The sequence below is a fragment of the Nocardiopsis changdeensis genome (assembly GCF_018316655.1).
Classification (GTDB): domain Bacteria; phylum Actinomycetota; class Actinomycetes; order Streptosporangiales; family Streptosporangiaceae; genus Nocardiopsis; species Nocardiopsis changdeensis.
This window is the reverse complement of record NZ_CP074133.1, coordinates 1,169,323-1,188,925: the sequence shown is the minus strand read 5'-3', so window position 1 is coordinate 1,188,925 and position 19,603 is coordinate 1,169,323. Positions and strand designations below refer to the sequence as shown.

The following is a 19,603-nucleotide window of genomic DNA, read 5'->3' as shown; positions in this document are numbered from 1 at the left end:
CATGTCCCCCACCGCCTCCAGGGCGTTCCCGCCCGAAGAAGCGGAGAGCGACGCGTCGGTCGTCCGCCGGTCACTGCACGAGCCCACCGACTTCGGTGAGATCTTCCGCCGGCACGCGCCCGCACTGCACCGCTACGCGGCCCGGAGGCTCGGCTCCGCCGAAGCCGACGACGTGGTCGCCGAGACCTTCCACATCGCCTTCCGCAAGCGGCACCGCTACGACCCGGCGTACCCCGACGCGCGCCCGTGGCTGTGGCGGATCGCCGCCAACCTCATCCGCAGGCACCACCGCACCGAGACCCGCCACTACCGCGCCCTGGCGCGGACCGGCGTCGACCCGGTCATGGAGGGGCACGCCGACCGGGTCGGCGAGCGTGTGGACGCCGCCTCGGTGTCGGCCTCCCTGGCCGGCTCCCTGGCGGGGCTGTCCAAGGGCGACCGCGACGTCCTGCTGCTCATCGCCTGGGGCGAGCTGACCTACGAGGAGACCGCCTCGGTGCTGGGCATCCCCGTGGGCACCGTGCGCTCCCGGCTGCACCGCGCGCGCAGGCGCCTGCGCGCCGACCTGCCCGCATCCGCCGTCGACCACCAGGAGGTGACCCGGTGAACGAGCTCGACCACCTGAGGGACCTGAGGTCCCGCGTCCCCGAGCGCTCCCCCGAGGAGCTGGCGCTCCTCACCGGATGGCGGCCGGGCGGGAGGGACTTCCGGCCGGTGCGCCGACCACGCCTGCTGCCACTGGCGCTGAGCGGGGCCGCGGTCGTCGCGGCGGCCGCCCTGTTCCTGGCGCTGGTGGTGTTCCCCGGACCGCTCACGGTCGGCGTGGGGCCGGCCACCGAGCCCTCCGGGGAGGCGACGGAGGCGGACGCCCCCGCCTGGGACGCGATGGCCCCGATCATCGAGGCGGTCCGGAACCAGCCCGTCGACGGCGACGTCTGGTACCAGCGGCTCACCTGGGGAGAGGCCCGGGGCCTGGGCCCCGAGGGGGACAGATACGGCGTCCACCACATCCGTTCCAACGAGGCGTGGAGCTGGTCGGGCGAATCGTCCGAAGTGGAGTACGTTCCGGCGGACGCAGAGGCGAGCCTGAGCGCCCGCCGCCACGGCCCGGCCGCCTGGGCCCTCGTGGACGAGAGGCACCGGGCCGCGTGGGAGCGTGACGGCTCCCCTGAGTCCTGGTCCCACGAGGAGACCGGCGACGGACCGATCCCCGACGCCTCGGACATCGAAGGCGAACTCCTCGGCCCCAGCGGCGCCGGCTGGTACCTGGCGGGCGAGATGCGGGAGCACCGGGACCTCCAGGAACTGCCCTCCTCCCCGGAGGCGCTGCGGGAGATGATCCTCGCGTACGACGACCCGGACGCGCCCTCGGGCGAGGAGGACCGGCTCTTCTCGGAGATCGACCACAACCTGGCCACCCCCCTTCCCCCCGAGACGATGGCCGGCATGTACACCGTCCTGGCCGGGCTCTCCGGTCTGCGGCCGCTCGGTGAGGTGACGGACGTGGCCGGTCGGGTCACCGTGGGCGTGGCCTACACCCCCGCCGACCCCGGGGGTTTCGGCACCGTCGAGCACCGTCTCCACTTCGACCCCGTCACCGGTCTGCTGGTCTCACGCGAACAGGTGGTGATCGAGCCCTCCACCTCCGTGACCGACTGGTGCGAGCCCGGAGACCTGGTCGACTACATCACCTACGAGACCGCCTGGATCGCCGAGCCGCCGCTGTAGCGGTCCCGCGCCCCGCCGCAGACCGCCCGGAGGCCCTCGGGGAAGGACGCGGCGGGGCGTCCACGGCCTGCCCGGGATGCGCACGAGGGACCGCGCGCACCCCGGAAGGTGAACCGCACGCCCGGGGCGGGCGTCCCGACAGGGGCGTTCCGCCCCTGAGAATCCGCCCCCGAAACAGGAGCCCCATGCGCACCGTCCGTTCCCTGCTCCCGGCCACCGCGGCCGTGGTCCTCACCCTGACCGCCTGTACCCAGGGCGCCGCGGCGCCCGCCGCCGAGACGTCCGCGGAGCCCGCGGAGGAGGTGCCCACCGCCCTGGAGGTGATGGCCCCGGTCATCGAGGAGGCCCGGAACACGCCCGTCAGGGGCGACGTCTGGAACCTGCGCACCGACTCGGCGGAGGCGTGGGGGGTGGGCCCGGAGGACGACAGGTACGGGGTGTACGACATCTACCACGCCGAGACCTGGAGCTGGGTGGACGAGTACGACCTCGGGACCGGCCGGAGCGAGGGAGGCGAGGAGTGGGGGCTGCACGCCCGGCGGACCGATGCGACGACGTGGAAGCTGCTGAACGAGGACGCCTGGGCCGCGTGGGAGCGTGACGGCTCCCCCGTCCGGTGGGAGCCCGGACCCGAGGGGGAGCGTCCCGACATCCCCACGCAGGAGGAGGGTTTCGGAGAGCTGTCCGGCCCCCATCCCGGGGGCTGGGACTTCGGACTCGGCACCGTGGACCACCAGGGTCTCCAGGAGGCCTCCCCCGACCCCGAGGACCTCGAGGAGATGCTGTTCCCCGCCTCGGAGCCCATGCCGGACGACCCGGCGGAGCAGGGTCCTGACGGCATCCGGCACCCGTCGACCACGGGAAGCGGATACGGGAGCGAGGAGGCGCGGCGGTTCTCCTACGTCAGCCGGTCGCTGCACCTCCCCTTCCCGCCCGAGGTCAGAGCCGGCATGTACACCCTCCTGGCCGGGCTGCCCGGCGTCCGGCCGCTCGAGGCGGTGCGGGACGTGTCCGGCCGATCGGCCGTGGGTGTGGCCTACACCCTCGACCCGACCGACATCGGCACCGTCGAGCACCGGGTCCTCTTCGACCCCGCCACCGGCCGGCTGCTCTCCCAGGAACACGTGGTGGTCGAGCCCGCCGCGTCGGCGGCCGACTGGTGCGAGCCCGGAGACGTGGTGAAGTACACGCTCTACGAGTTCTCCATGTGGATCGACGGCCCGCCTCTGTAGGCCGCCGCCCGCCGGGACCCGCGGTGGACGGCGCGGGTCCCGGCGCTCAGGCGGACAGGAGGCGCTCGACGTAGTCGGCCCACCAGGGCGCGGGGTCGACCGGGCGGACGCCGGCGCGCAGGCGCTCGGGGGTGCCCGGGGTGTAGAACTCCTCGAGCGCCCGGGCCAGGTCGTCGGCGTCGCCCGGGGCGCACAGCAGCCCGTCCACGCCCTCGCGGACGTGGTCGGCCAGCGCCCCGGCGCGGGTGGCGATCACCGGCAGGCCGTGCTCGTGGGCCAGCCACACGTTCTGGCTGGCAGTGGCGGTCCGGTAGGGCAGCACCACCGCGTCGGCGCCGGCGTACAGGCCCGGCAGCTCCTCGGCGGGCACGTACCCGTCCCGCAGCCGCACCCGGTCCCCGAGCCCCAGTTCCGCGGTGAGCGCCTCCAGTTCGGCGGTGCCGCCCCAGAACTCCCCTGCGACGGTCAGCGAGACGTCGCCGGGCGCCCCCGCGGCCAGGGCGCGCAACAGCACGTCCACGCCCTTGTAGGGGCGGACGATGCCCAGGAACAGCAGGTGGCGGCGCTCCCCCGGCTCCGGGGGAACGACCGCGCCGGTGTCGGGCAGGTGCGGGGGCAGCACGGCCGTGACCGGGGCGCCGGCCCCGGCGCCGCGCATGCCCTGCGCCAGCAGGGCCTGGTCGGCGGAGTGCGCGAGCACCCCGTCCACCCTCCGCAGCAGCGACCGGACCAGCGACACGTCCACGGCCCGCCGCTCGTGCGGCAGCACGTTGTGGCACAGGGCCACCACCCGCGTGCGGTCGCCCCGCACCGACCGCACCCCGGCCAGGACGCCGAGGTAGGCGGGCACCTGCACGGGCGAGAACAGGGTGAGGACCACCAGGTCGGCCTCCCGGGCCAGCCGCCGCCCGGCCCGCCACCACCCGTCGGGCCGGTACCAGGCCAGCTCGCGCCTGGTGTCGGGGTAGGGCTCCCCCTCGGGCTCGTCGACGGTCTGCGTCCCCGGGTAGAGGGCCGCGGGGTACTGGGCCCGCCACGACTCGACCATGGTGGGGTGCCCGGCGGCCCGCAGCCGGTGCGCCAGCTCGGTGGTGTGCCGGGCGCCGCCGCCCTTGTAGGGGTGGACCGGGCCGACCAGAGCCACCCGCGCGGGGCTCACGCCCCGTCCCGGGAGCGCACGATCAGGTCGGCCAGCAGGGCGATCGCGGCGATGATCAGCCCCGTCATGAGGATCATGACGGTGTTGTTGGGGATGTACAGCGGGTTGCGCACCTGGTCGAACACGAACTTGGCGGCGCCCACGCCCAGCAGGGCGAGCGCGGGCGGCATCAGCACCTTGAGCGGGTTGAAGTACATGACCATGCGCAGCACCTGGAGGATGTACCGGTACGCGTCGGTGACGAAGTGGAACTTCGACTTCCCGGCCCGCTTGGCGTACTCGATCGGCACGTACCGCACCGGGTGCTGGTTGGACAGGAACGCCAGGGTGATGGTGGTGACGCAGGAGAACCCGGGCGGCAGCAGCCGCAGGTAGGGGCGGGCCACGTCCCGGCGGAACACGCGCAGCCCGGAGTTGAGGTCGGGGATGCGCGTGTTGGTGAGCTTCTCCGCGATCTTGCGGATGATCCACTTGGCGGGCACCCGCAGTGCCTTGTGGCTGCCCATCTCCTGGGTGCGGGCGCCCACGACCTGGTCGATCTCGGGGTCCTCGTCGAGCATGGCGACCAGCTCGGGGATGCGCTCGTTGGGGTAGCTCATGTCCGCGTCGGTCCACACGACGTACTCGCCGCGGGCGCGCTGGCTGCCGATGCGGCGGACCGTGCCGGAGCCGCCGTTGTGCCCGAACGCGATGATCCGCATGCTCGGGAACACGGGGGCGACCTCGCGCAGCCGCTCCAGGGTCGAGTCGGTGGAGGCGTCGTCGACGGCCAGCAGCTCGTACCCGTACCCGGACGCGTCCATGGCCGAGCAGATCCGCTTGACCTCGTCGACGACGTGGTCCTCCTCGTTGTAGCAGGGCAGGACGATGGTGACCCGCACCGGCGGGTCCTCGGACCCGGCTTCGGGGCGGGGGCTGGCGTCGTCGTGTGTCTGGCTCATGCGTTCTTCTCAGAGGGTGCGGGCGGGCTCTGCCCGGGGCGCGGGTCAGGGTCGGGGGACGACCGTGATCCACACGCTCCCGACGAAGCTCCAATGGCCGGTGGGCGGTTCCATGAGGGTACTCGGGTCCATCTGCGCCACCACGTGGAAGGGCCGCTCCGGCTCCGCCTCGGGGACGAGGTCGGCCAGCTGCGCCCAGTCCTCGGAGGCGAGCACGGGGGTGCGGTCGCGCTCCAGGATCGCGGCGATGACACGGTCGGTGTTCTCCGGCGAGGCGTCGTCGAGCGCGGCGGTGGGCACCCCGCAGACGTTGCGCAGCAGCGGCATGTAGTTGCCCGCCATCCCGGGGTCGACCACGACCACCGAGGCGTCGTCGGGCAGGGCCGCGCACAATCGCTCGGTGGCCGCCACCGTCCCCACGTCCTGCCGGTACCCCATGATGCCGGCGAAGGAGGTGACGGCGGTGGGGGCGACCATCGCCACGGCCGCGCCGGCGGCGACCACCACCGGCAGCATGCGCAGGGCCGAGCCCTGCTTCTCCGCCTGCACGGCGACGGCGCAGTAGCGGGTGAGCCAGGCCAGGAACCAGACCGCGAACAGCACGAACGCGGGGATGACCAGGACGATGAGGCGGCGGCTGGCCCAGGGGTGGTCGGGGGTGATGGCGGGGCGCATCAGGGTGGTGGCCACCGACCACACCAGCAGCATGGCGGGCAGCAGCCACTGGGGGTCGCGCCACTGCGTGAGGCGGCGCAGGACCATGGCCACGCCCAGGGACGCGAACAGGACGGTGCCCAGGCCCACGTACCAGCCCACCCAGTACAGGCTCATGTCGTAGTAGGTGCGGCTGCCCTCGATCGGCAGCCCCTCCTGGGACTGGACGTAGGCGACCCAGCCGTCGGTGAAGTCGCTGCCGTGGCCGTAGTCGGGCCACAGCAGCGGACGGACGGCGAAGCCGGCCATGGTGACCAGGGCCAGGGCGGCGACGGCGGCGGGCAGCCACCGCACCCGGTCGGTGCGCGGCAGGCCGTGCCGCCACAGGACCGCGGTGCCCGCGGCCGCGGCCAGGACCACCGCGCCGCTGATCATCAGCAGCGGGTCCAGGGAGTCCGACAGGTACTCCAGGTAGGGCAGGGACAGCCCGTACCCCGCGTAGAAGCCCAGACCGGTGCCGAGCGCCAGGCCGCCGAGCAGCGGGAGGGCCTGGCCGCGCCGGGCGAGCAGGAGCAGAGCGACGAACCCGATGACGGGCAGCAGGTCGCGGATGGCGTCGATGCGCACGACCAGGGCCAGGCCGAGCACCAGTCCGGCGACGGCGGCCAGGGTCTGGGTCCGCGACCACCTGTCGGTGAGGTGGGTGCGCCTGACCAGGGAGTCGTAGGCCAGGACCAGCCCGCCGAGGAGGAGGATCTGGGTGACGGGCTCGCTGTAGGTGAACCGGCTGACCCACTGCTGGGGCAGGCACAGGGCCAGGACCAGGGCCGCCAGGGGCGCCCAGCGGGCGCCGACCAGGCGGGCGGCGAGTCCGGCGAAGGTCAGGACGCCCAGGGCGCCCAGGACCGGCGTGGCGACGAGCATGCCGTCGAGCCCGCCCAGCCAGTACCCGATGGCGGTGACCAGGGGGGCGCCCGCCATGAACTGGGGCCAGATGACGTCGCCGCGCTCGTAGTGCGCCAGGCTCTGGTAGCTCAGCGCGGGGTCGTCCCCGGCGATGAGCTCGCGCTGCTGCGGGATCGGCAGGTGGCCGTTCTCGGCGATCCACACCGTGTACATGGCGTAGGAGGCCGGGTCGCGGCGGATGACCAGGGCCTCGGCGTGGTAGGCGATCTGCACGATCGCGAACGCGGCGGCGACCACCAGGACCAGGACGACGGGCCACCAGGGCACGTCCTCCTCCGGGTCGGGGATGAGCCGCGGCACCAGGGCGCCGGCCGCGATCACGGCGGGCACCCCGAGGATCAGGGCGATCCAGGGAGTGAACAGACCGAGTGCCAGGAGGGGGAAGGCCACCAGGAGCCAGGCGGACACGGCGATCGCGGGCAGCGCGGTGACACGGGCGAGGAATCGTCCGGGGAGCAAGCGCATGGGGTAACTCTGACACTTCCCGTCACCCCCTCGCACACCGTGCGGCGCTTTGTTACGGACCCGCCGCCTCCCGCTCCCGGCGGGTTCTAGAGTGGTGGCCATGTCCGAAACTCCCGCGCAGCTGTGGCGCGACCTGGTCGCCGCCGACCCCTCCCGCCCGTTCGTCACCTCCTACGACGCCTCGGGCGGCCGGGTGGAACTGTCCCGGGCCACCTTCGACAACTGGGTGTCCAAGACCGCGAACATGCTCGTGGACGGCTTCGGCACCCAGCCGGGCGACCGGGTGGTGGCGGCCCTGCCCGTGCACTGGCAGGCGCTGGTGTGGCTGACGGCGTGCTGGTCGGTGGGCGCGGTCGCCGAGGCGGCCGCGGGGCCCGGCCTGCCCGCGGACGCCCAGGTGGCGGTGGCCGACGAGGCCCGTCTGGAGGCGGCCCTGGACAGCGGGGCCGAGGAGGTCGTGGGCACCTCGCTGCACCCGCTGGGCCTGCCGCTGCGGGAGGTCCCGCCGATGGTGCTGGACTACTCGGTGGAGGTGCGCGGGTACGGCGACCGCTTCTCCCCCTACCCGGTGGACCCGCTGGCCCCGGCCCTGCGCCTGTCGGAGACCCGCACGGGCGCGGCCCTGGTCGCCCACGGCCGCGACGGCGCGCGGCGCTGGGAGCTGACCGGGGACGACCGGGTGGCGCTGCTCCTGGACCCCGCGGCCCCGCTGGAGGTGCTGGGCCGGAGCGCGGAGCTGCTGCTGGCGCCGATGGCGGCGGGGGCGCCGATCATCCTGGCGCCGTTCCCCGGCCCCGGCGCCGACCCCCGGGACACCTGGAAGCGGCTGGAGGCGGAGCGCGCCACCGTGTTCGCGACCGCGGACGACACGGACCCGCCCGGCGGGTCCCCCCTGCGGCGGATCTCCACGGCCGGCTGAGCCCGCGGGGCGGGTCCCGCCGGCGGGACCCGCCGACTGCTCGCGCCCGCCCCGCCCCGGACGGAACACGGGGCGGCGAAGAGGCCTCCGACCGCCCTCACCGCCGACGCCCGGCCCGGACGGACACGGGGTGGTGCGCCGCACCCCGCGCGGCGCACCACCCCCTTCTCCCCGGCCCGACCCGGGGGGTCGGATCGGGCGGGTCTAGACGGCGAGGTCGTAGTCGTCCGAAGGCCCGCCCCGGCCGCGGGGCCGCCCGAACCGGCGCCGGTCACCGTCCCGGAGGCGCTCCTCGCGGATGCGCCGCAGCTCGCGTTCGCGGGCGGCCTCCCGCTCCCGCTCCAGGCGGTGGAACTCGGCGGCCTCTGCCGCGGGGTCGTGGTGGTTCATGGCGTCCTCCCGGAGGTCCCGTCCCGGGCTCCGTCGTCCCGGATGACCTCAGACTCCCGCTAAGGACCCTGCCCGCACATCGGCATATCGGCGTATATCGCAGGCCACGGCCGCCTCATATCCCGCTCACCGCGGCCTGAGGGGCCCTGAGGGGGGCCGGGCCCGGGCCGGCCGGAGCGGCCCGGGCCCACCGCATCAGGACTCGCGGTAGTAGGCGTCCACGGCCGTGCCGCGGCGGGCACCGTAGTCGTAGGTGTACACCTCGCGGCCCTCGATGAACACGCGCTCGGCGCGGCTGCGCAGGTCCAGCGGGTCGCCCGACCAGAGCACGACGTCGCCGTCCAGCCCCGGCTTCAGGGAGCCGATCCGGTCGTCCAGGCCCATGATCTGGGCCGGGTTCACGGTCAGGGCGCGGATGGCCGAGTCCGGGTCCATGCCCTCCTTGACGCACAGGGCGGCCTGGAGGACCAGGAACTCGATGGGCACGACCGGGTGGTCGGTGGTGAGGGCCACCTTCACCCCGGCGCGGTCCAGGATGCCCGGGTTGGCCAGGGTCTTGTTGTTGACCTCGACCTTGGAGCGGCTGGTCATCAGCGGGCCGGTGATCACGGGGATGTTCCGGGCGGCCAGCTCGTCGGCCAGCAGGTGGCCCTCGGTGCAGTGGTTGACGATGAGCCGGTAGCCGAACTCGTCCGACAGGCGGATGGCGGTGTGGATGTCGTCGGCCCGGTGGGTGTGCTGGCACCAGGGCAGCTCCCGGTCCAGGACCCGGACCAGCACCTCCAGCGTGTTGTCCCGGTCGAAGGGCTTGCCCTCGGCCTCGGCGTGCTCCTTCTTGGCCTTGTAGTCCTGGGCCTTGGTGAAGGCGTCGCGGATGACCGCGGCCACGCCCTGGCGGGTGGAGGGCAGCTTGTCCTTGTTGCCGTAGACCCGCTTGGGGTTCTCGCCGAGCGCGCTCTTGACGCTGGCGGGGTGCTTGATGAGCCGGTCCTCCATGCTGCGGCCCCAGGACTTGACCGCCACGGTCTGGCCGCCGATGGGGTTGCCCGACCCGGGCTTGACCACCGAGCTGGTGACGCCTCCGGACAGGGCGTCGACGAAGCCGCGGTCGGCGGGGTTGATGGCGTCCAGGGCGCGCATCCGCGCCCCGTTGGGGTCGGTCATCTCGTTGGTGTCGTCACCGGCCCAGCCGATGCCCTCCTCGTCGATGCCGATGTGGCCGTGGGCCTCGACGAAGCCGGGGAGCACCCACTTGCCGGAGGCGTCGACGACGGTGGCGCCCTCGGGGACGGCCACCTCGGAGTCGGGGCCGACGGCGGTGATCCTGCCGTCGGAGATGAGGACCGTGCCGCCGTCGATGGGGTCCCCGTCGACGGGCACGACGTATCCGGATGTGATCGCGATATCCATGGCGGGCAACCTAGCCCATCATGGGACCCCGCCCCAAGACCTTTCGTGGGAGCGCTTCCCCGGCCCGCCCGCGCTCAGCCCTCGGGCCAGCGCGCGCTGAGGATCTCCGATTCGGGGGTCAGCTCCACCGTGACCTCCTCGATCGCGTCGCGGACCATGGAGCACCGCAGGACCTGCTCGGCGTCGGTGATGAGCTCCCCGCCCTGGGCGGCGAACGCGTACACGATGGGCGACCGGTCGCCGTACTCCATGAGCCGGAAGGGCCCGCCCAGCTCGGGGTGGCGGGGCGACTTCTCCGGGATCATCCCCAGCCGCACGATCCCGGCCGCCACCAGGTCGGCGAGGAAGCCCCGCTGGGCGTTGAGCACCTCGGCGCCGCCCTGGGGCCGCCGGAGCACGGTCTCGTTGAGGACCACCCGCAGCGACGGCCCGTCGGGGCCGGTCATCGCGGCCCGCAGGGACATCTCCTCCTCGACCATGGCCTCGACCTCGTCGTCGGACAGGTCGAAGTAGCTGGGCCGCAGCACCGCCCAGGAGTACTCCCGGGTGCGCAGGAACGGCGGGATGACCACCGGCTGGGTCTCCCACACCTCGGGGGCGTGCACGGTGAGTTCGCGCAGGTCCCCGAACTCGTTGGGGAACGCCTCCGCCTGGAGCGCGACCGCCCAGGCGTCGACCAGCTGGTGCTCGGTGCCCAGCGCGTTGTCCACCCGCTCGACCAGGGAGCGGGCCGGCCTGCAACGGGCGCTCTCCACCTCGCCGAGCTTGTCGTCGCTCACCCCGACCGTGGCGGCGAGTTCGGCGCGGGAGAGCCCCTTGTCCGAGCGGGCGCGCAGGATCCGCGCGCCGAAGGGGAGCCATACCGCCGAGGGCAACACCGTGTTCACGCCCATCATCCTCCTCCGTCGCCCGTGGGGCCGGACCTGGATCGACGCCGGGCGGCCCCGTGGTCCGACCCTCTCCCGGAGCGGGGTGCCCGGTCAAGCGACCGATGAGTGCGGCGATCCGTGATAAGTCAGTACAAGGTCTGACAATGCCACCCGGCGCTCCGGGTGTTCCCCCGATCAACAGGAAGAACCCGTGGCCTACCTCTACCTGCTGTTCTTCGTCGTGGCGCTGGCCGTGTGGGTGTACGCGCTGTTCGACGCCGTCGGCTCGGACGCCGACGCGGTACGCCTGCTGCCCAAGCCCGCCTGGGTGGTGGTCGTCCTGCTGCTGCCCAAGCTGGGCGCGCTGGCGTGGTTCGCCCTGGGCCGGCCGCGGCGGGCCCGGGCCGCCGGCCCCGTGCGCCCGCCCTCCCCCTTCCCCGAATACGACCATCCCAACCGGGCCCGGGCCGCGACGCCGCAGGAGGACGAGGAGTTCCTGCGCCGCTGCCGCGAACGCGCCGAGGAGCAGCGCCGCCGCGCCCGTGAGCAGGCCGAACGCCCGGACCAGGACGGCCCGGAGGAGACGCGGGACTGACGGGTCCCGCGTGGCGGGACGGGCCGCCGGGGTCGGTACCCTTCAGTGGCGTCCACCGTCCCCACCGACCCCGAAGAGTGTTCCATGCGCCTGACCACCCTGTCCGCCGGCCTGCTGGCCGGAGCACTGCTCGCCACGACCGCCGCCTGCGGCAACGACGAAGAAGCGCCGGCCTCGACCGAGGTCCCGGACGTGGACGTCAGCGACGTGGAGGGCGCGACCCTGCACACGAACCACGGGGACATCACCGTGGACCTGCTGCCCGAGGTCGCGCCGGTCACGGTCGCCAACTTCGTCGGCCTGGCCGAGGGCGCGGGGGTGGCCAACCCGGTGACCGGCGAGGCCGAGTTCTACGACGGCACGCTCTTCCACCGGGTCATCCCCGACTTCATGATCCAGGGCGGCGACCCCCAGGGCACGGGCACCGGCGGACCGGGCTACCAGTTCCAGGACGAGTTCAGCGACGAGGAGACCTTCGACGAGCCGGGCGTGCTGGCGATGGCCAACTCCGGCCCGGGCACCAACGGCTCGCAGTTCTTCATCACCGTGGCGCCGACCCCGCACCTGCAGAACAAGCACACGATCTTCGGGCACGTCGCCGACGACGCCTCGATGGACGTGGCCGTGGAGATCTCCCAGATCGCCACCGAGGGCCAGGACCGCCCGGTCGAGGACGTGGTGATCGAGTCCGTCACCGTCCACCGAGCGGGCTGAGCCCTCCGCGGACGGCCTAAGCCCGCCTCGCGTTCCCGCGGCGCTTGGCCAGGGCCGCCCGCGAACGCTCCACCGCGGGCCCGATCGCCTCGACCAGCGCGTCCACGTCGGCCTCGGTGGAGGTCCGCCCCAGCGACAGGCGCAGGCTGCTGGAGGCCGTGTCGGGGTCGGCCCCCATCGCCAGCAGCACGTGGCTGGGCTGGGCCACCCCCGCGGAGCAGGCCGACCCGGTGGAGCAGGAGACGCCCCTGGCGTCCAGCAGCATGAGCAGGGCGTCGCCCTCGCAGCCGGGGAAGGACAGGTGCGCGATGCCCGGCAGCCGCCGGTCCGGGTCCCCGTTGACGACGACGTCGGGGACCACCCCGCGCACCCGCTCCTCCAGGGTGTCGCGCAGCGCGGACAGGTGGGCGGCGTGCTTCTCGCGCTCGGCGACCGCGAGGTGCACCGCGGTGGCCAGCCCGCGCACCAGCGGCGTGGCCAGGGTGCCCGAGCGGACGTCGCGCTCTTGGCCGCCCCCGTGCAGCACCGGGACCGGGCTCAGCCCGCGCGCCAGCAGCAGCGCCCCGGTGCCCACCGGGCCGCCGAGCTTGTGCCCGCTGACCGTCAGGGCGCTCACCCCGGAGGCGGCGAAGTCCACCGGCTCCACGCCCACGGCCTGCACCGCGTCGGTGTGGAAGGGGATCCCGTACTCCGCGGCGACGGCGGCCAGCTCGGCCACCGGCTGCACCGTGCCGACCTCGTTGTTGGCCCACATCACCGACACCACGGCCACGGACTCCGGGTCGCGCTCGATCGCCTCGCGCAGGACCCGCGGCTCCACCCGGCCCCGGGGGTCCACCGGCAGCGTCTCGTGGACCGCGCCCTGGTGCTCGGCCGTCCAGTGCGCGGGGTCCAGGGCGGCGTGGTGCTCGACGGCGCTGGTGATGACCCGGCGGCGGCGCGGGTCCTCGGCGCGGCGGGACCAGTACAGGCCCTTGATGGCGATGTTGTCCGACTCGGTTCCGCCCGCGGTGAAGACCACCTCGTGGGGTGTGCACCCCAGGGCTTCGGCGACGCGCTCGCGCGACTCCTCGACGGCGCGGCGGGCGGCGCGCCCGTGCCCGTGCAGGGAGGAGGGGTTGCCGAGGGAGCCGAGCCCGGCCGCGACCTCGGCGATCACCTCGGGGCGGACCTCGGTCGTGGCTGCGTGATCCAGATACACCATGGCGTTACCAAGAATAAGCGTCCGGGGAGGGCTCCCGATAACCTTGGGGGCATGCCTGAGCCCACAGCAGCACCGCACTGGCCCGCTCCCGTCGCCGAGGGCCCCGTCCGCGCCCGCCTCTCCCTGCCCGGCTCCAAGTCGGTCACCAACCGGGCGCTGATCCTGGCCGCCCTGTCGCAGACGCCGTGCCTGGTGCGCCGTCCCCTGGTCAGCCGGGACAGCGAGCTGATGGTGGGCGCGCTGCGCGCCCTGGGCACGACCGTGGAGGAGCGCGGCGAGGACCTGTTCGTCACCCCGGGCCCGCTGCGCGGCCCCGCCTCGGTCGACGTGGGCAACGCCGGAACGGTGATGCGGTTCGTGCCGCCGGTGGCCGCGCTGGCCGCCGGGGACGTGGACTTCGACGGCGACCCGCGGGCCCGGGAGCGGCCGGTGGGCGAGCTGCTGGCGGCGCTGCGCGCCCTGGGCGCCGACATCGACGACTCCGCCGGCGCCCTGCCGATGACCGTGCGCGGCACCGGCCGGGTGCGCGGCGGCGACGTCGTCCTGGACGCCTCGGGCTCCTCCCAGTTCGTGTCCGCGCTGCTGCTGGCCGGCGCCCGGTTCGAGCAGGGCGTGCGGGTGCGCCACGAGGGCGCCCCCGTGCCCTCCCGGCCGCACCTGGACATGACCGTGGAGATGCTGCGCGCCGCCGGGGTGACGGTGCTGGTGGGCGACGACGTCTGGACGGTCGAGCCGGGGCCGGTCAAGGTAACCGAGATCACCGTGGAGCCGGACCTGTCCAACGCCGCCCCCTTCCTGGCGGCCGCGCTGGTCACCGGCGGCGAGGTCACCGTCGAGGGCTGGCCCGAGCACACCACCCAGCCCGGCGACCACCTGCGGTCGCTGTTCACCCGGATGGGCGGCGAGGTGTCCCGGGACGGCGGGGCGCTGACCCTGCGCGGCACCGGGCGGATCCTGGGCCTGGAGGCCGACCTGCGCGAGGTGGGCGAGCTCACCCCCACCATCGCCGCGGTGGCCGCCCTGGCCTCGACCCCCTCGCGCCTCACCGGCATCGCGCACCTGCGCCGCCACGAGACCGACCGCATCGCCGCCCTGGCCGCCGAGATCAACCGCCTGGGCGGGAACGCCGAGGAGCTGCCCGACGGGCTGGTCATCGAGCCCCGGCCGCTGCACGGCGGGGTCTTCCACTCCTACGACGATCACCGGATGGCCACCTCCGGCGCCGTCATCGGGCTCGCGGTGCCCGGGGTGGAGGTGGAGAACATCGCCACCACGCGCAAGACCCTGCCGGACTTCCCCGGCCTGTGGGCGGAGGCGCTGGCATGAGCCGCACCCGGGGCGGGGGGCGCCACCTCGACGAGGACGACATCCGGGTCCGCGCCCGGGGCGGGTCGCGGCCCCGCACCCGCAACCGGCCCAAGCACGAGAACGCGGTGGAGGGCCTGGTCACCGCGGTGGACCGGGGCCGGTACCGGTGCCTGGTCGAGGGCACCCGGGTGGTGGCGATGAAGGCCCGCGAGCTGGGCCGCGGGTCGATCGTGGTGGGCGACCGGGTGGACGTGGTCGGCGACCTGTCCGGGCTCCCGGACACCCTGGCGCGGATCGTCCGGGTCAGGGACCGCAGCTCGGTGCTGCGCCGCACCGCCGACGACACCGACCCGGTGGAGCGGATCATCGTGGCCAACGCCGACCAGCTGGCGATCGTGTGCGCCCTGGCCGACCCGGCCCCGCAGCCGCGGTTCGTGGACCGCTGCCTGGTGGCCGCCTACGACGCGGGGCTGTCCCCGCTGCTGTGCCTGACCAAGGCCGACCTCGCCGACCCCGGCGGGCTGCTGCGGATGTACGAGCCGCTGGGCGTGCCCTACGAGGTGCTCAGCCCCGAGGGCGACCTCACCGGCCTCGAAGGGCGGCTGGCGGGGCGCACCACCGTGCTGGTGGGGTCCTCGGGCGTGGGCAAGTCCACCCTGTTCAACCGGCTCATCCCCGGCACCGACCGGGCGGTGGGCCACGTCAACGCGGTCACCGGCCGGGGGCGCCACACCTCGACGTCCGCGGTGGCGCTGCCGTTCGAGGGCGGCTGGCTGATCGACACCCCGGGGGTGCGCAGCTTCGGCCTGGCGCACATCGCCCCGGAGGACATCGTGGAGGGCTTCCCGGACCTGGCCGACCTCGCCCTGGACTGCCCGGCGGGCTGCTCCCACCAGGACGGTGCCGAGGGCTGCGCCATCGCCGGGGCCCTGGCGCGCGGCGAGGCCGACCCGGCCCGGGTGGCGTCCCTGCGCAGGCTGCTCGCCGGACGCGAGGGCGACGCCGAGCCCGACGAGGAACGCGAACCCTAGGCCGGGTTCCTTCGAACCTCCGCTGCGCTGCGGCCCGCCGCCGAGCGGCGGAAGGTCCTCAACGGACGGCCTGCGGCCACAGGACTTTCGAGGACCACTCCTCCGGGCCTCCGGAACCCCGCCGGGCGCCTCGCGAACCCCGGCGGCACAGGAGAGCGTTCGAAGATCAGGCCCTAGGCGGTGGGGAGACGGCCGATGACGTGCCGCTCCCCCCAGTCGGCCAGCGGCTCCAGGGCCTGGTTGAGGGAGATGCCGAGCGGGGTCAGCGAGTACTCGACCCGGGGCGGGACCTCGTCGAAGTCCTCGCGGTGGACGAGCCCGTCCTCCTCCATCTCGCGCAGGTGCGAGGCGAGGACCTTCTCCGAGACGCCGTCCAGGGTGCGGCGCAGCTCGCCGAACCGGTGCGGGCGCTCGCCCAGCGCCCACAGGATGACGATCTTCCACTTCCCGTCGATGACGTCCATCGCGGCGGCGGTCCCGCAGTGATACGACTCCGGGCGGCGAAGAGACCTCATGTTCCCCCTGCCTGCATGCTCACCTCGGGGTGAGCACCCACTTCAAAGTGCGTACTTGTGGGCGTCGCCGCCCGCCACGAGCCTAGTCCACATGACAGAGAACACCACTGATCCGTCCCGTATCGTCCTGCTCGGGCTGGGCGACATGGGCACCGCGTTCGCCCGCGCCTGGCTCGCCGCCGGGCACCCCCTCACCGTCTGGAACCGCACCGCTTCCCGCGCCGAGCCCCTGGCCGCCGAGGGCGCCGACGTCGCCGCCGACCCCGCCTCGGCGGTGGCCGCCGGGCGGCTCGTCGTCACCTGCCTGTTCGACGACGCCTCCGTCGGATCCGTCCTGGAGGGGGTGGACCTGGCCGGCAGGGACCTGGTCGACATCACCACAGGCACCCCCGGCGAGGCGCGCGCCCGCGCGGAGTGGGCGGCCGCGCGCGGGGCCCGCTTCGTCAGCGGCGGGATCATGGCCGTACCGCCGATGGTGGGCGCCCTGGAGACGGGCGCGTACACGTTCTACAGCGGTTCGGAGGAGGCGTTCGCCGAGCACCGGGAGGCGCTGTCGGTCCCCACCGGCGCCCGGTTCCAGGGCGGGGACCCGGGGTTGGCCGCGCTGCTGGACGTGGCGCTGCTCAGCGCCATGAACGGCATGTTCGGCGGGCTCACGCACGCCTTCGCCCTGGCCCGCCGGTCCGGGGTCCCGCCCAAGGAGGCCGCCGCGCTCCTGGAGGGCTGGGTGGGGGCGATGCTGTCCGACGCCGCCGGCGGGTTCGCCGAACGCCTGGAGAGCGGCGACCTCACGACCGGGGTCGTCTCCAACCTGGCCATGCAGTCCCGGGGCCTGGACACCCTGCTGCGGACCGCGCGGGAGGCCGGGGTGAGCACCGAGCTGCTGCGCCCCTACGCCGACCTCATGGAACGGCACGTCGCCGACGGGGGCGGGGACCAGGACGGCGCCGGGCTGGTCGACCGCCTCCTGGAGGACCCGGCCTGAGCCGGGTCACAGGTCGACGGTGCCGCCGCAGCGCCAGTAGTGGACGCGGTCGTGCTCCAGGAAGCCCTCGTCCACCAGGCCGCGGCGCAGCGCGGGGACGTCGGCGCTGAAACCGCCGATGACGTCGTTGACCTGCGACTCGGTGTAGCGCACGCCGGGTTCGAACGCGCGGGCCACCCGGTCCAGCACGGCCAGCCGCTCGGGTCTGCGCACCGGGATGGCCGTGATCCGGGCCCGGGCGGGCTCCTTCCCGGTCAACACTCCTCCCGGTGGCCGACCAGCAGCATCCCGTGGGTCACCGTCTCGATCCGGCGGGCCGCCTCGGCGGGGTCGATGGGCTGGAGCGCGTACGACACGGTGAGCCGCACGCCGACGTCGGCGACCGCCTCGGCCAGGGCCCGGTCGAGGCCGGGTCGGTGATCGCGCAGGGAGGCGGCGATGCGCTCGCCGAGCACCTCCAGCAGCGGCTCCGAACGCGTGGTCAGCACCGGGAGCAGTTCGCGGTCGCCGGTGACCACCGCGTGCAGCAGGGGGTTGCCGCGCGCGGTGTCGAGGATCAGGCGGGCGGTCCGGCTCACGGTGTGGGCCGGATCGCCGTGCTCGGCGGCCAGGACCCGCATCACCTCGTCCAGCAGGGCGTTGACCTCGCGCACCACGACGTCCTGGAGCAGCCCCTCCTTGCTGCCGAACACGTTGTACAGGGTCTGGCGGGACACCTGGGCCGCGGCCGCGATGTCGGCCATCCGCCGCTCGGCCCACCCGCCGGAGACGACCTCGGCGTAGGCGGCGTCCATCAGCCGCTCGCGGACCGATCCGCCCTGTCTGGTATCCATCCCCCCATGGTGGCATCCGGACGCCCGGACTCCCACCCCCGGTTCGGTGACCCGGAGGCGTCGGCGACTAACACTCTGGTCACGCGTGTGGGGCCGTTTGGCCATGTTCGTGCCCGGGAGGGTAGCGTTACCGCCCATGGCGTCCTTTGACGATGATCTGCGGCTGGCCCACGTGCTCGCCGACGCTGCCGACGACATCGCGCTGAAGCGTTTCCGTGCGTTGGACCTGGTGGTCGACACCAAACCCGACCTGACCCCGGTGACCGAGGCCGACCGCCTGGTCGAGGAGACGCTCCGCGGTGTCCTGTCGCGCGCCCGCCCCCGGGACGCCGTGGTGGGCGAGGAGTACGGCAAGAGCGGCAACAGCAACCGCGTGTGGGTGATCGACCCCATCGACGGCACCAAGAACTACGTGCGCGGTGTCCCGGTGTGGGCGACGCTCATCGCCCTGCTGGAGGGCGACCGGCCGGTGGTCGGCGTGGTCTCGGCCCCGGCGCTGTTCCGGCGCTGGTGGGCGTCCCTGGGCGGGGGCGCGTGGCAGGGCCGGAGCCTGTCCAAGGCCTCGCGCTGCCACGTGTCGAAGGTGTCGGAGCTGTCCGACGCCTCCCTGAGCTTCTCGTCCCTGAGCGGCTGGGAGGAGCAGGGGCGGCTGGAGTCGTTCCTGGGCCTGACCCGGTCGGTGTGGCGGACCCGCGCCTACGGCGACTTCTGGTCGCACGTGATGGTGGCCGAGGGCGTGGTGGACATCGCCGCCGAGCCGGAGCTGTCGCTGTGGGACGCCGCGCCCCTGCCGATCATCCTGGAGGAGGCCGGCGGGCGGGCCACGAGCCTGCGCGGCGACTCGTTCGCCGACGGCGGGCCGCTGGTGTGCACCAACGGGATCCTGCACGACCAGGCGCTGACCTGGCTGAACGGCGGGCCGACGCCGCTGCGCTCCGTCTGAGCCGGGACGGCCCCGGGTCGCGGACCCCGCTCTTCGACATTGCGCAGCGGAATGGACACGGAGAGTAGTAGCGTGGCGACCGTGCCGACCCACATCCCCGCGCCCGTACGCCTGGGCGCCGCCGTGCTGCTCCTGCTCACCGCCACCGCCTGCGGCGGCGGCCACGGACACACCCCCGACGAACTCGACGCGATGATCGCCGACTCGGTGCGCGCCGGCGGGCCCGGCTCCGGGCCCGCCGCCGACGCGGCCGACACCGTCTTCGACCCGGACCTCCTGCTGTGCACGCCCGCCGTGGACACCGCCGGGGTCCCGGGCGGGGACGCCTGGCGCACCGAGGCGCCGCGCACCGCCGCCGGGGAGGGCCCGGTCGAACTGGGCCTGCTGCCGCCCGAGGACGTCGATCCGACCGCGGTGACCGTCACGGTCCGGACCCCCGGCGGCGACCTCCACACCCTGGAAACGGACACCGCCCCCGGGGAGTGGTCGCATGTCCGTTATCCCCAGGAAGGCGGTTCCGACCTCGCCGCCGGGGTGTACACCGTCCTCTGGTCCGACGCCGCCACGGGAACCCCGCTGACCTGCGACGGCTTCGAAGTCTGACCCCCACCGCCGACCCGGTCCGCCAAGCCGTCCCCATTCCGGTCCCGAAAAAAACAAAAATCCCCCGGTGATCATGAACCGAAACCTGCGACATCCGCGATGATCTGGGGTGAGGCCCCGCCCCCGCGGGCCTGCACGG

General features: G+C 74.1%; 21 protein-coding genes. 11 read left to right on the top strand and 10 right to left on the bottom strand.

Going from position 1 to position 19,603, the window contains the following annotated elements; all coding sequences use genetic code 11:
• The first annotated feature begins 1 nt into the window (after nucleotide 1).
• The 3 genes from KGD84_RS05630 (at nucleotide 2) to KGD84_RS05620 (ending at nucleotide 2,960) form a co-directional block, all read left to right on the top strand.
• Entirely contained in the window at nucleotides 2-607 is a 606-nt protein-coding gene (locus tag KGD84_RS05630) for an RNA polymerase sigma factor (protein ID WP_220565034.1), read from the top strand.
• The gene (locus tag KGD84_RS05625) at nucleotides 604-1,728 is read left to right on the top strand and encodes a CU044_5270 family protein (RefSeq protein WP_220565033.1); all 1,125 of its coding nucleotides are present in this window, start codon (nucleotides 604-606) and stop codon (nucleotides 1,726-1,728) included. Before KGD84_RS05630 ends, KGD84_RS05625 begins: the two co-directional genes overlap by 4 nt.
• Before the next feature lie 185 nt (nucleotides 1,729-1,913).
• Nucleotides 1,914-2,960 (top strand): hypothetical protein, encoded by a 1,047-nt coding sequence (locus KGD84_RS05620; protein ID WP_220565032.1) that lies wholly within the window; start codon nucleotides 1,914-1,916, stop codon nucleotides 2,958-2,960.
• A 46-nt stretch (nucleotides 2,961-3,006) separates the two neighbouring features.
• On the opposite strand, the gene KGD84_RS05615 is transcribed toward KGD84_RS05620, so the two are convergent.
• Genes KGD84_RS05615 through KGD84_RS05605 form a run of 3 tightly spaced genes read right to left on the bottom strand, consistent with a single transcriptional unit; the run spans nucleotide 3,007 to nucleotide 7,145 of the window.
• Entirely contained in the window at nucleotides 3,007-4,119 is a 1,113-nt protein-coding gene (locus KGD84_RS05615; protein WP_220565031.1) for a glycosyltransferase family 4 protein, read from the bottom strand.
• Nucleotides 4,116-5,060, bottom strand: a complete 945-nt coding sequence (locus KGD84_RS05610; RefSeq protein WP_220565030.1) for a glycosyltransferase family 2 protein — start codon at nucleotides 5,058-5,060, stop codon at nucleotides 4,116-4,118. Before KGD84_RS05610 ends, KGD84_RS05615 begins: the two co-directional genes overlap by 4 nt.
• A 45-nt stretch (nucleotides 5,061-5,105) precedes the next feature.
• Nucleotides 5,106-7,145 (bottom strand): hypothetical protein, encoded by a 2,040-nt coding sequence (locus tag KGD84_RS05605; protein WP_220565029.1) that lies wholly within the window; start codon nucleotides 7,143-7,145, stop codon nucleotides 5,106-5,108.
• Between the two features lie 100 nt (nucleotides 7,146-7,245).
• On the opposite strand from KGD84_RS05605, the gene KGD84_RS05600 reads away from it, so the two are divergent.
• Entirely contained in the window at nucleotides 7,246-8,064 is an 819-nt protein-coding gene (locus tag KGD84_RS05600) for a TIGR03089 family protein (RefSeq protein ID WP_220565028.1), read from the top strand.
• 204 nt (nucleotides 8,065-8,268) lie between these two features.
• Here KGD84_RS05600 and KGD84_RS05595 read toward each other — a convergent pair whose 3' ends face one another.
• The 3 genes from KGD84_RS05595 to KGD84_RS05585 form a co-directional block, all read right to left on the bottom strand.
• Entirely contained in the window at nucleotides 8,269-8,454 is a 186-nt protein-coding gene (locus KGD84_RS05595; RefSeq protein WP_220565027.1) for a hypothetical protein, read from the bottom strand.
• 195 nt (nucleotides 8,455-8,649) lie between these two features.
• Nucleotides 8,650-9,864 carry an amidohydrolase gene (locus KGD84_RS05590; protein WP_220565026.1) on the bottom strand — a complete coding sequence of 405 codons (1,215 nt, stop codon included), beginning with the start codon at nucleotides 9,862-9,864 and terminating at the stop codon, nucleotides 8,650-8,652.
• A gap of 74 nt (nucleotides 9,865-9,938) precedes the next feature.
• Nucleotides 9,939-10,757 carry a helix-turn-helix domain-containing protein gene (locus tag KGD84_RS05585; protein WP_220565025.1) on the bottom strand — a complete coding sequence of 273 codons (819 nt, stop codon included), beginning with the start codon at nucleotides 10,755-10,757 and terminating at the stop codon, nucleotides 9,939-9,941.
• Nucleotides 10,758-10,944: 187 nt separating this feature from the next.
• Here KGD84_RS05585 and KGD84_RS05580 point away from each other — a divergent pair, with 187 nt between their 5' ends.
• Together KGD84_RS05580 and KGD84_RS05575 are read left to right on the top strand one after the other, a co-directional pair.
• The gene (locus tag KGD84_RS05580) at nucleotides 10,945-11,328 is read left to right on the top strand and encodes a PLDc N-terminal domain-containing protein (protein WP_220565024.1); all 384 of its coding nucleotides are present in this window, start codon (nucleotides 10,945-10,947) and stop codon (nucleotides 11,326-11,328) included.
• An 84-nt stretch (nucleotides 11,329-11,412) separates the two neighbouring features.
• A complete protein-coding gene (locus KGD84_RS05575) occupies nucleotides 11,413-12,042 on the top strand; it encodes a peptidylprolyl isomerase (RefSeq protein WP_220565023.1) in 630 nt (209 codons plus the stop codon).
• A gap of 16 nt (nucleotides 12,043-12,058) precedes the next feature.
• Here the strand turns inward: KGD84_RS05575 and KGD84_RS05570 are convergent, their stop codons facing one another.
• Nucleotides 12,059-13,246, bottom strand: coding sequence for a cysteine desulfurase family protein (locus KGD84_RS05570; protein WP_220565022.1), 1,188 nt, complete (start codon nucleotides 13,244-13,246; stop codon nucleotides 12,059-12,061).
• Nucleotides 13,247-13,297: 51 nt separating this feature from the next.
• Between KGD84_RS05570 and aroA the strand changes: the two genes are divergently transcribed.
• Both aroA and rsgA read left to right on the top strand, forming a co-directional pair.
• Nucleotides 13,298-14,572, top strand: coding sequence for a 3-phosphoshikimate 1-carboxyvinyltransferase (gene aroA / locus KGD84_RS05565; RefSeq protein ID WP_220565021.1), 1,275 nt, complete (start codon nucleotides 13,298-13,300; stop codon nucleotides 14,570-14,572).
• Nucleotides 14,569-15,585, top strand: a complete 1,017-nt coding sequence (gene rsgA, locus KGD84_RS05560; RefSeq protein WP_220565020.1) for a ribosome small subunit-dependent GTPase A — start codon at nucleotides 14,569-14,571, stop codon at nucleotides 15,583-15,585. Before aroA ends, rsgA begins: the two co-directional genes overlap by 4 nt.
• Nucleotides 15,586-15,758: 173 nt before the next feature.
• Here rsgA and KGD84_RS05555 read toward each other — a convergent pair whose 3' ends face one another.
• The gene (locus KGD84_RS05555; RefSeq protein ID WP_220565019.1) at nucleotides 15,759-16,100 is read right to left on the bottom strand and encodes a winged helix-turn-helix transcriptional regulator; all 342 of its coding nucleotides are present in this window, start codon (nucleotides 16,098-16,100) and stop codon (nucleotides 15,759-15,761) included.
• Between the two features lie 91 nt (nucleotides 16,101-16,191).
• Between KGD84_RS05555 and KGD84_RS05550 the strand changes: the two genes are divergently transcribed.
• Nucleotides 16,192-17,085, top strand: a complete 894-nt coding sequence (locus tag KGD84_RS05550) for an NAD(P)-dependent oxidoreductase (protein WP_220565018.1) — start codon at nucleotides 16,192-16,194, stop codon at nucleotides 17,083-17,085.
• 6 nt (nucleotides 17,086-17,091) lie between these two features.
• On the opposite strand, the gene KGD84_RS05545 is transcribed toward KGD84_RS05550, so the two are convergent.
• On the bottom strand, nucleotides 17,092-17,343 hold the full coding sequence (locus KGD84_RS05545) for a DUF2087 domain-containing protein (RefSeq protein WP_255647072.1): 252 nt from the start codon (nucleotides 17,341-17,343) through the stop codon (nucleotides 17,092-17,094).
• The gene (locus KGD84_RS05540) at nucleotides 17,340-17,918 is read right to left on the bottom strand and encodes a TetR/AcrR family transcriptional regulator (RefSeq protein WP_255647071.1); all 579 of its coding nucleotides are present in this window, start codon (nucleotides 17,916-17,918) and stop codon (nucleotides 17,340-17,342) included. The genes KGD84_RS05545 and KGD84_RS05540 overlap by 4 nt, the downstream gene beginning before the upstream one ends.
• 136 nt (nucleotides 17,919-18,054) lie before the next feature.
• Here KGD84_RS05540 and hisN point away from each other — a divergent pair, with 136 nt between their 5' ends.
• Complete coding sequence (hisN, locus tag KGD84_RS05535; protein WP_220565015.1) at nucleotides 18,055-18,861, top strand: histidinol-phosphatase; 807 nt, start codon at nucleotides 18,055-18,057, stop codon at nucleotides 18,859-18,861.
• Nucleotides 18,862-18,933: 72 nt separating this feature from the next.
• On the top strand, nucleotides 18,934-19,464 hold the full coding sequence (locus tag KGD84_RS05530; protein ID WP_255647070.1) for a hypothetical protein: 531 nt from the start codon (nucleotides 18,934-18,936) through the stop codon (nucleotides 19,462-19,464).
• Nucleotides 19,465-19,603 lie beyond the last annotated feature (139 nt).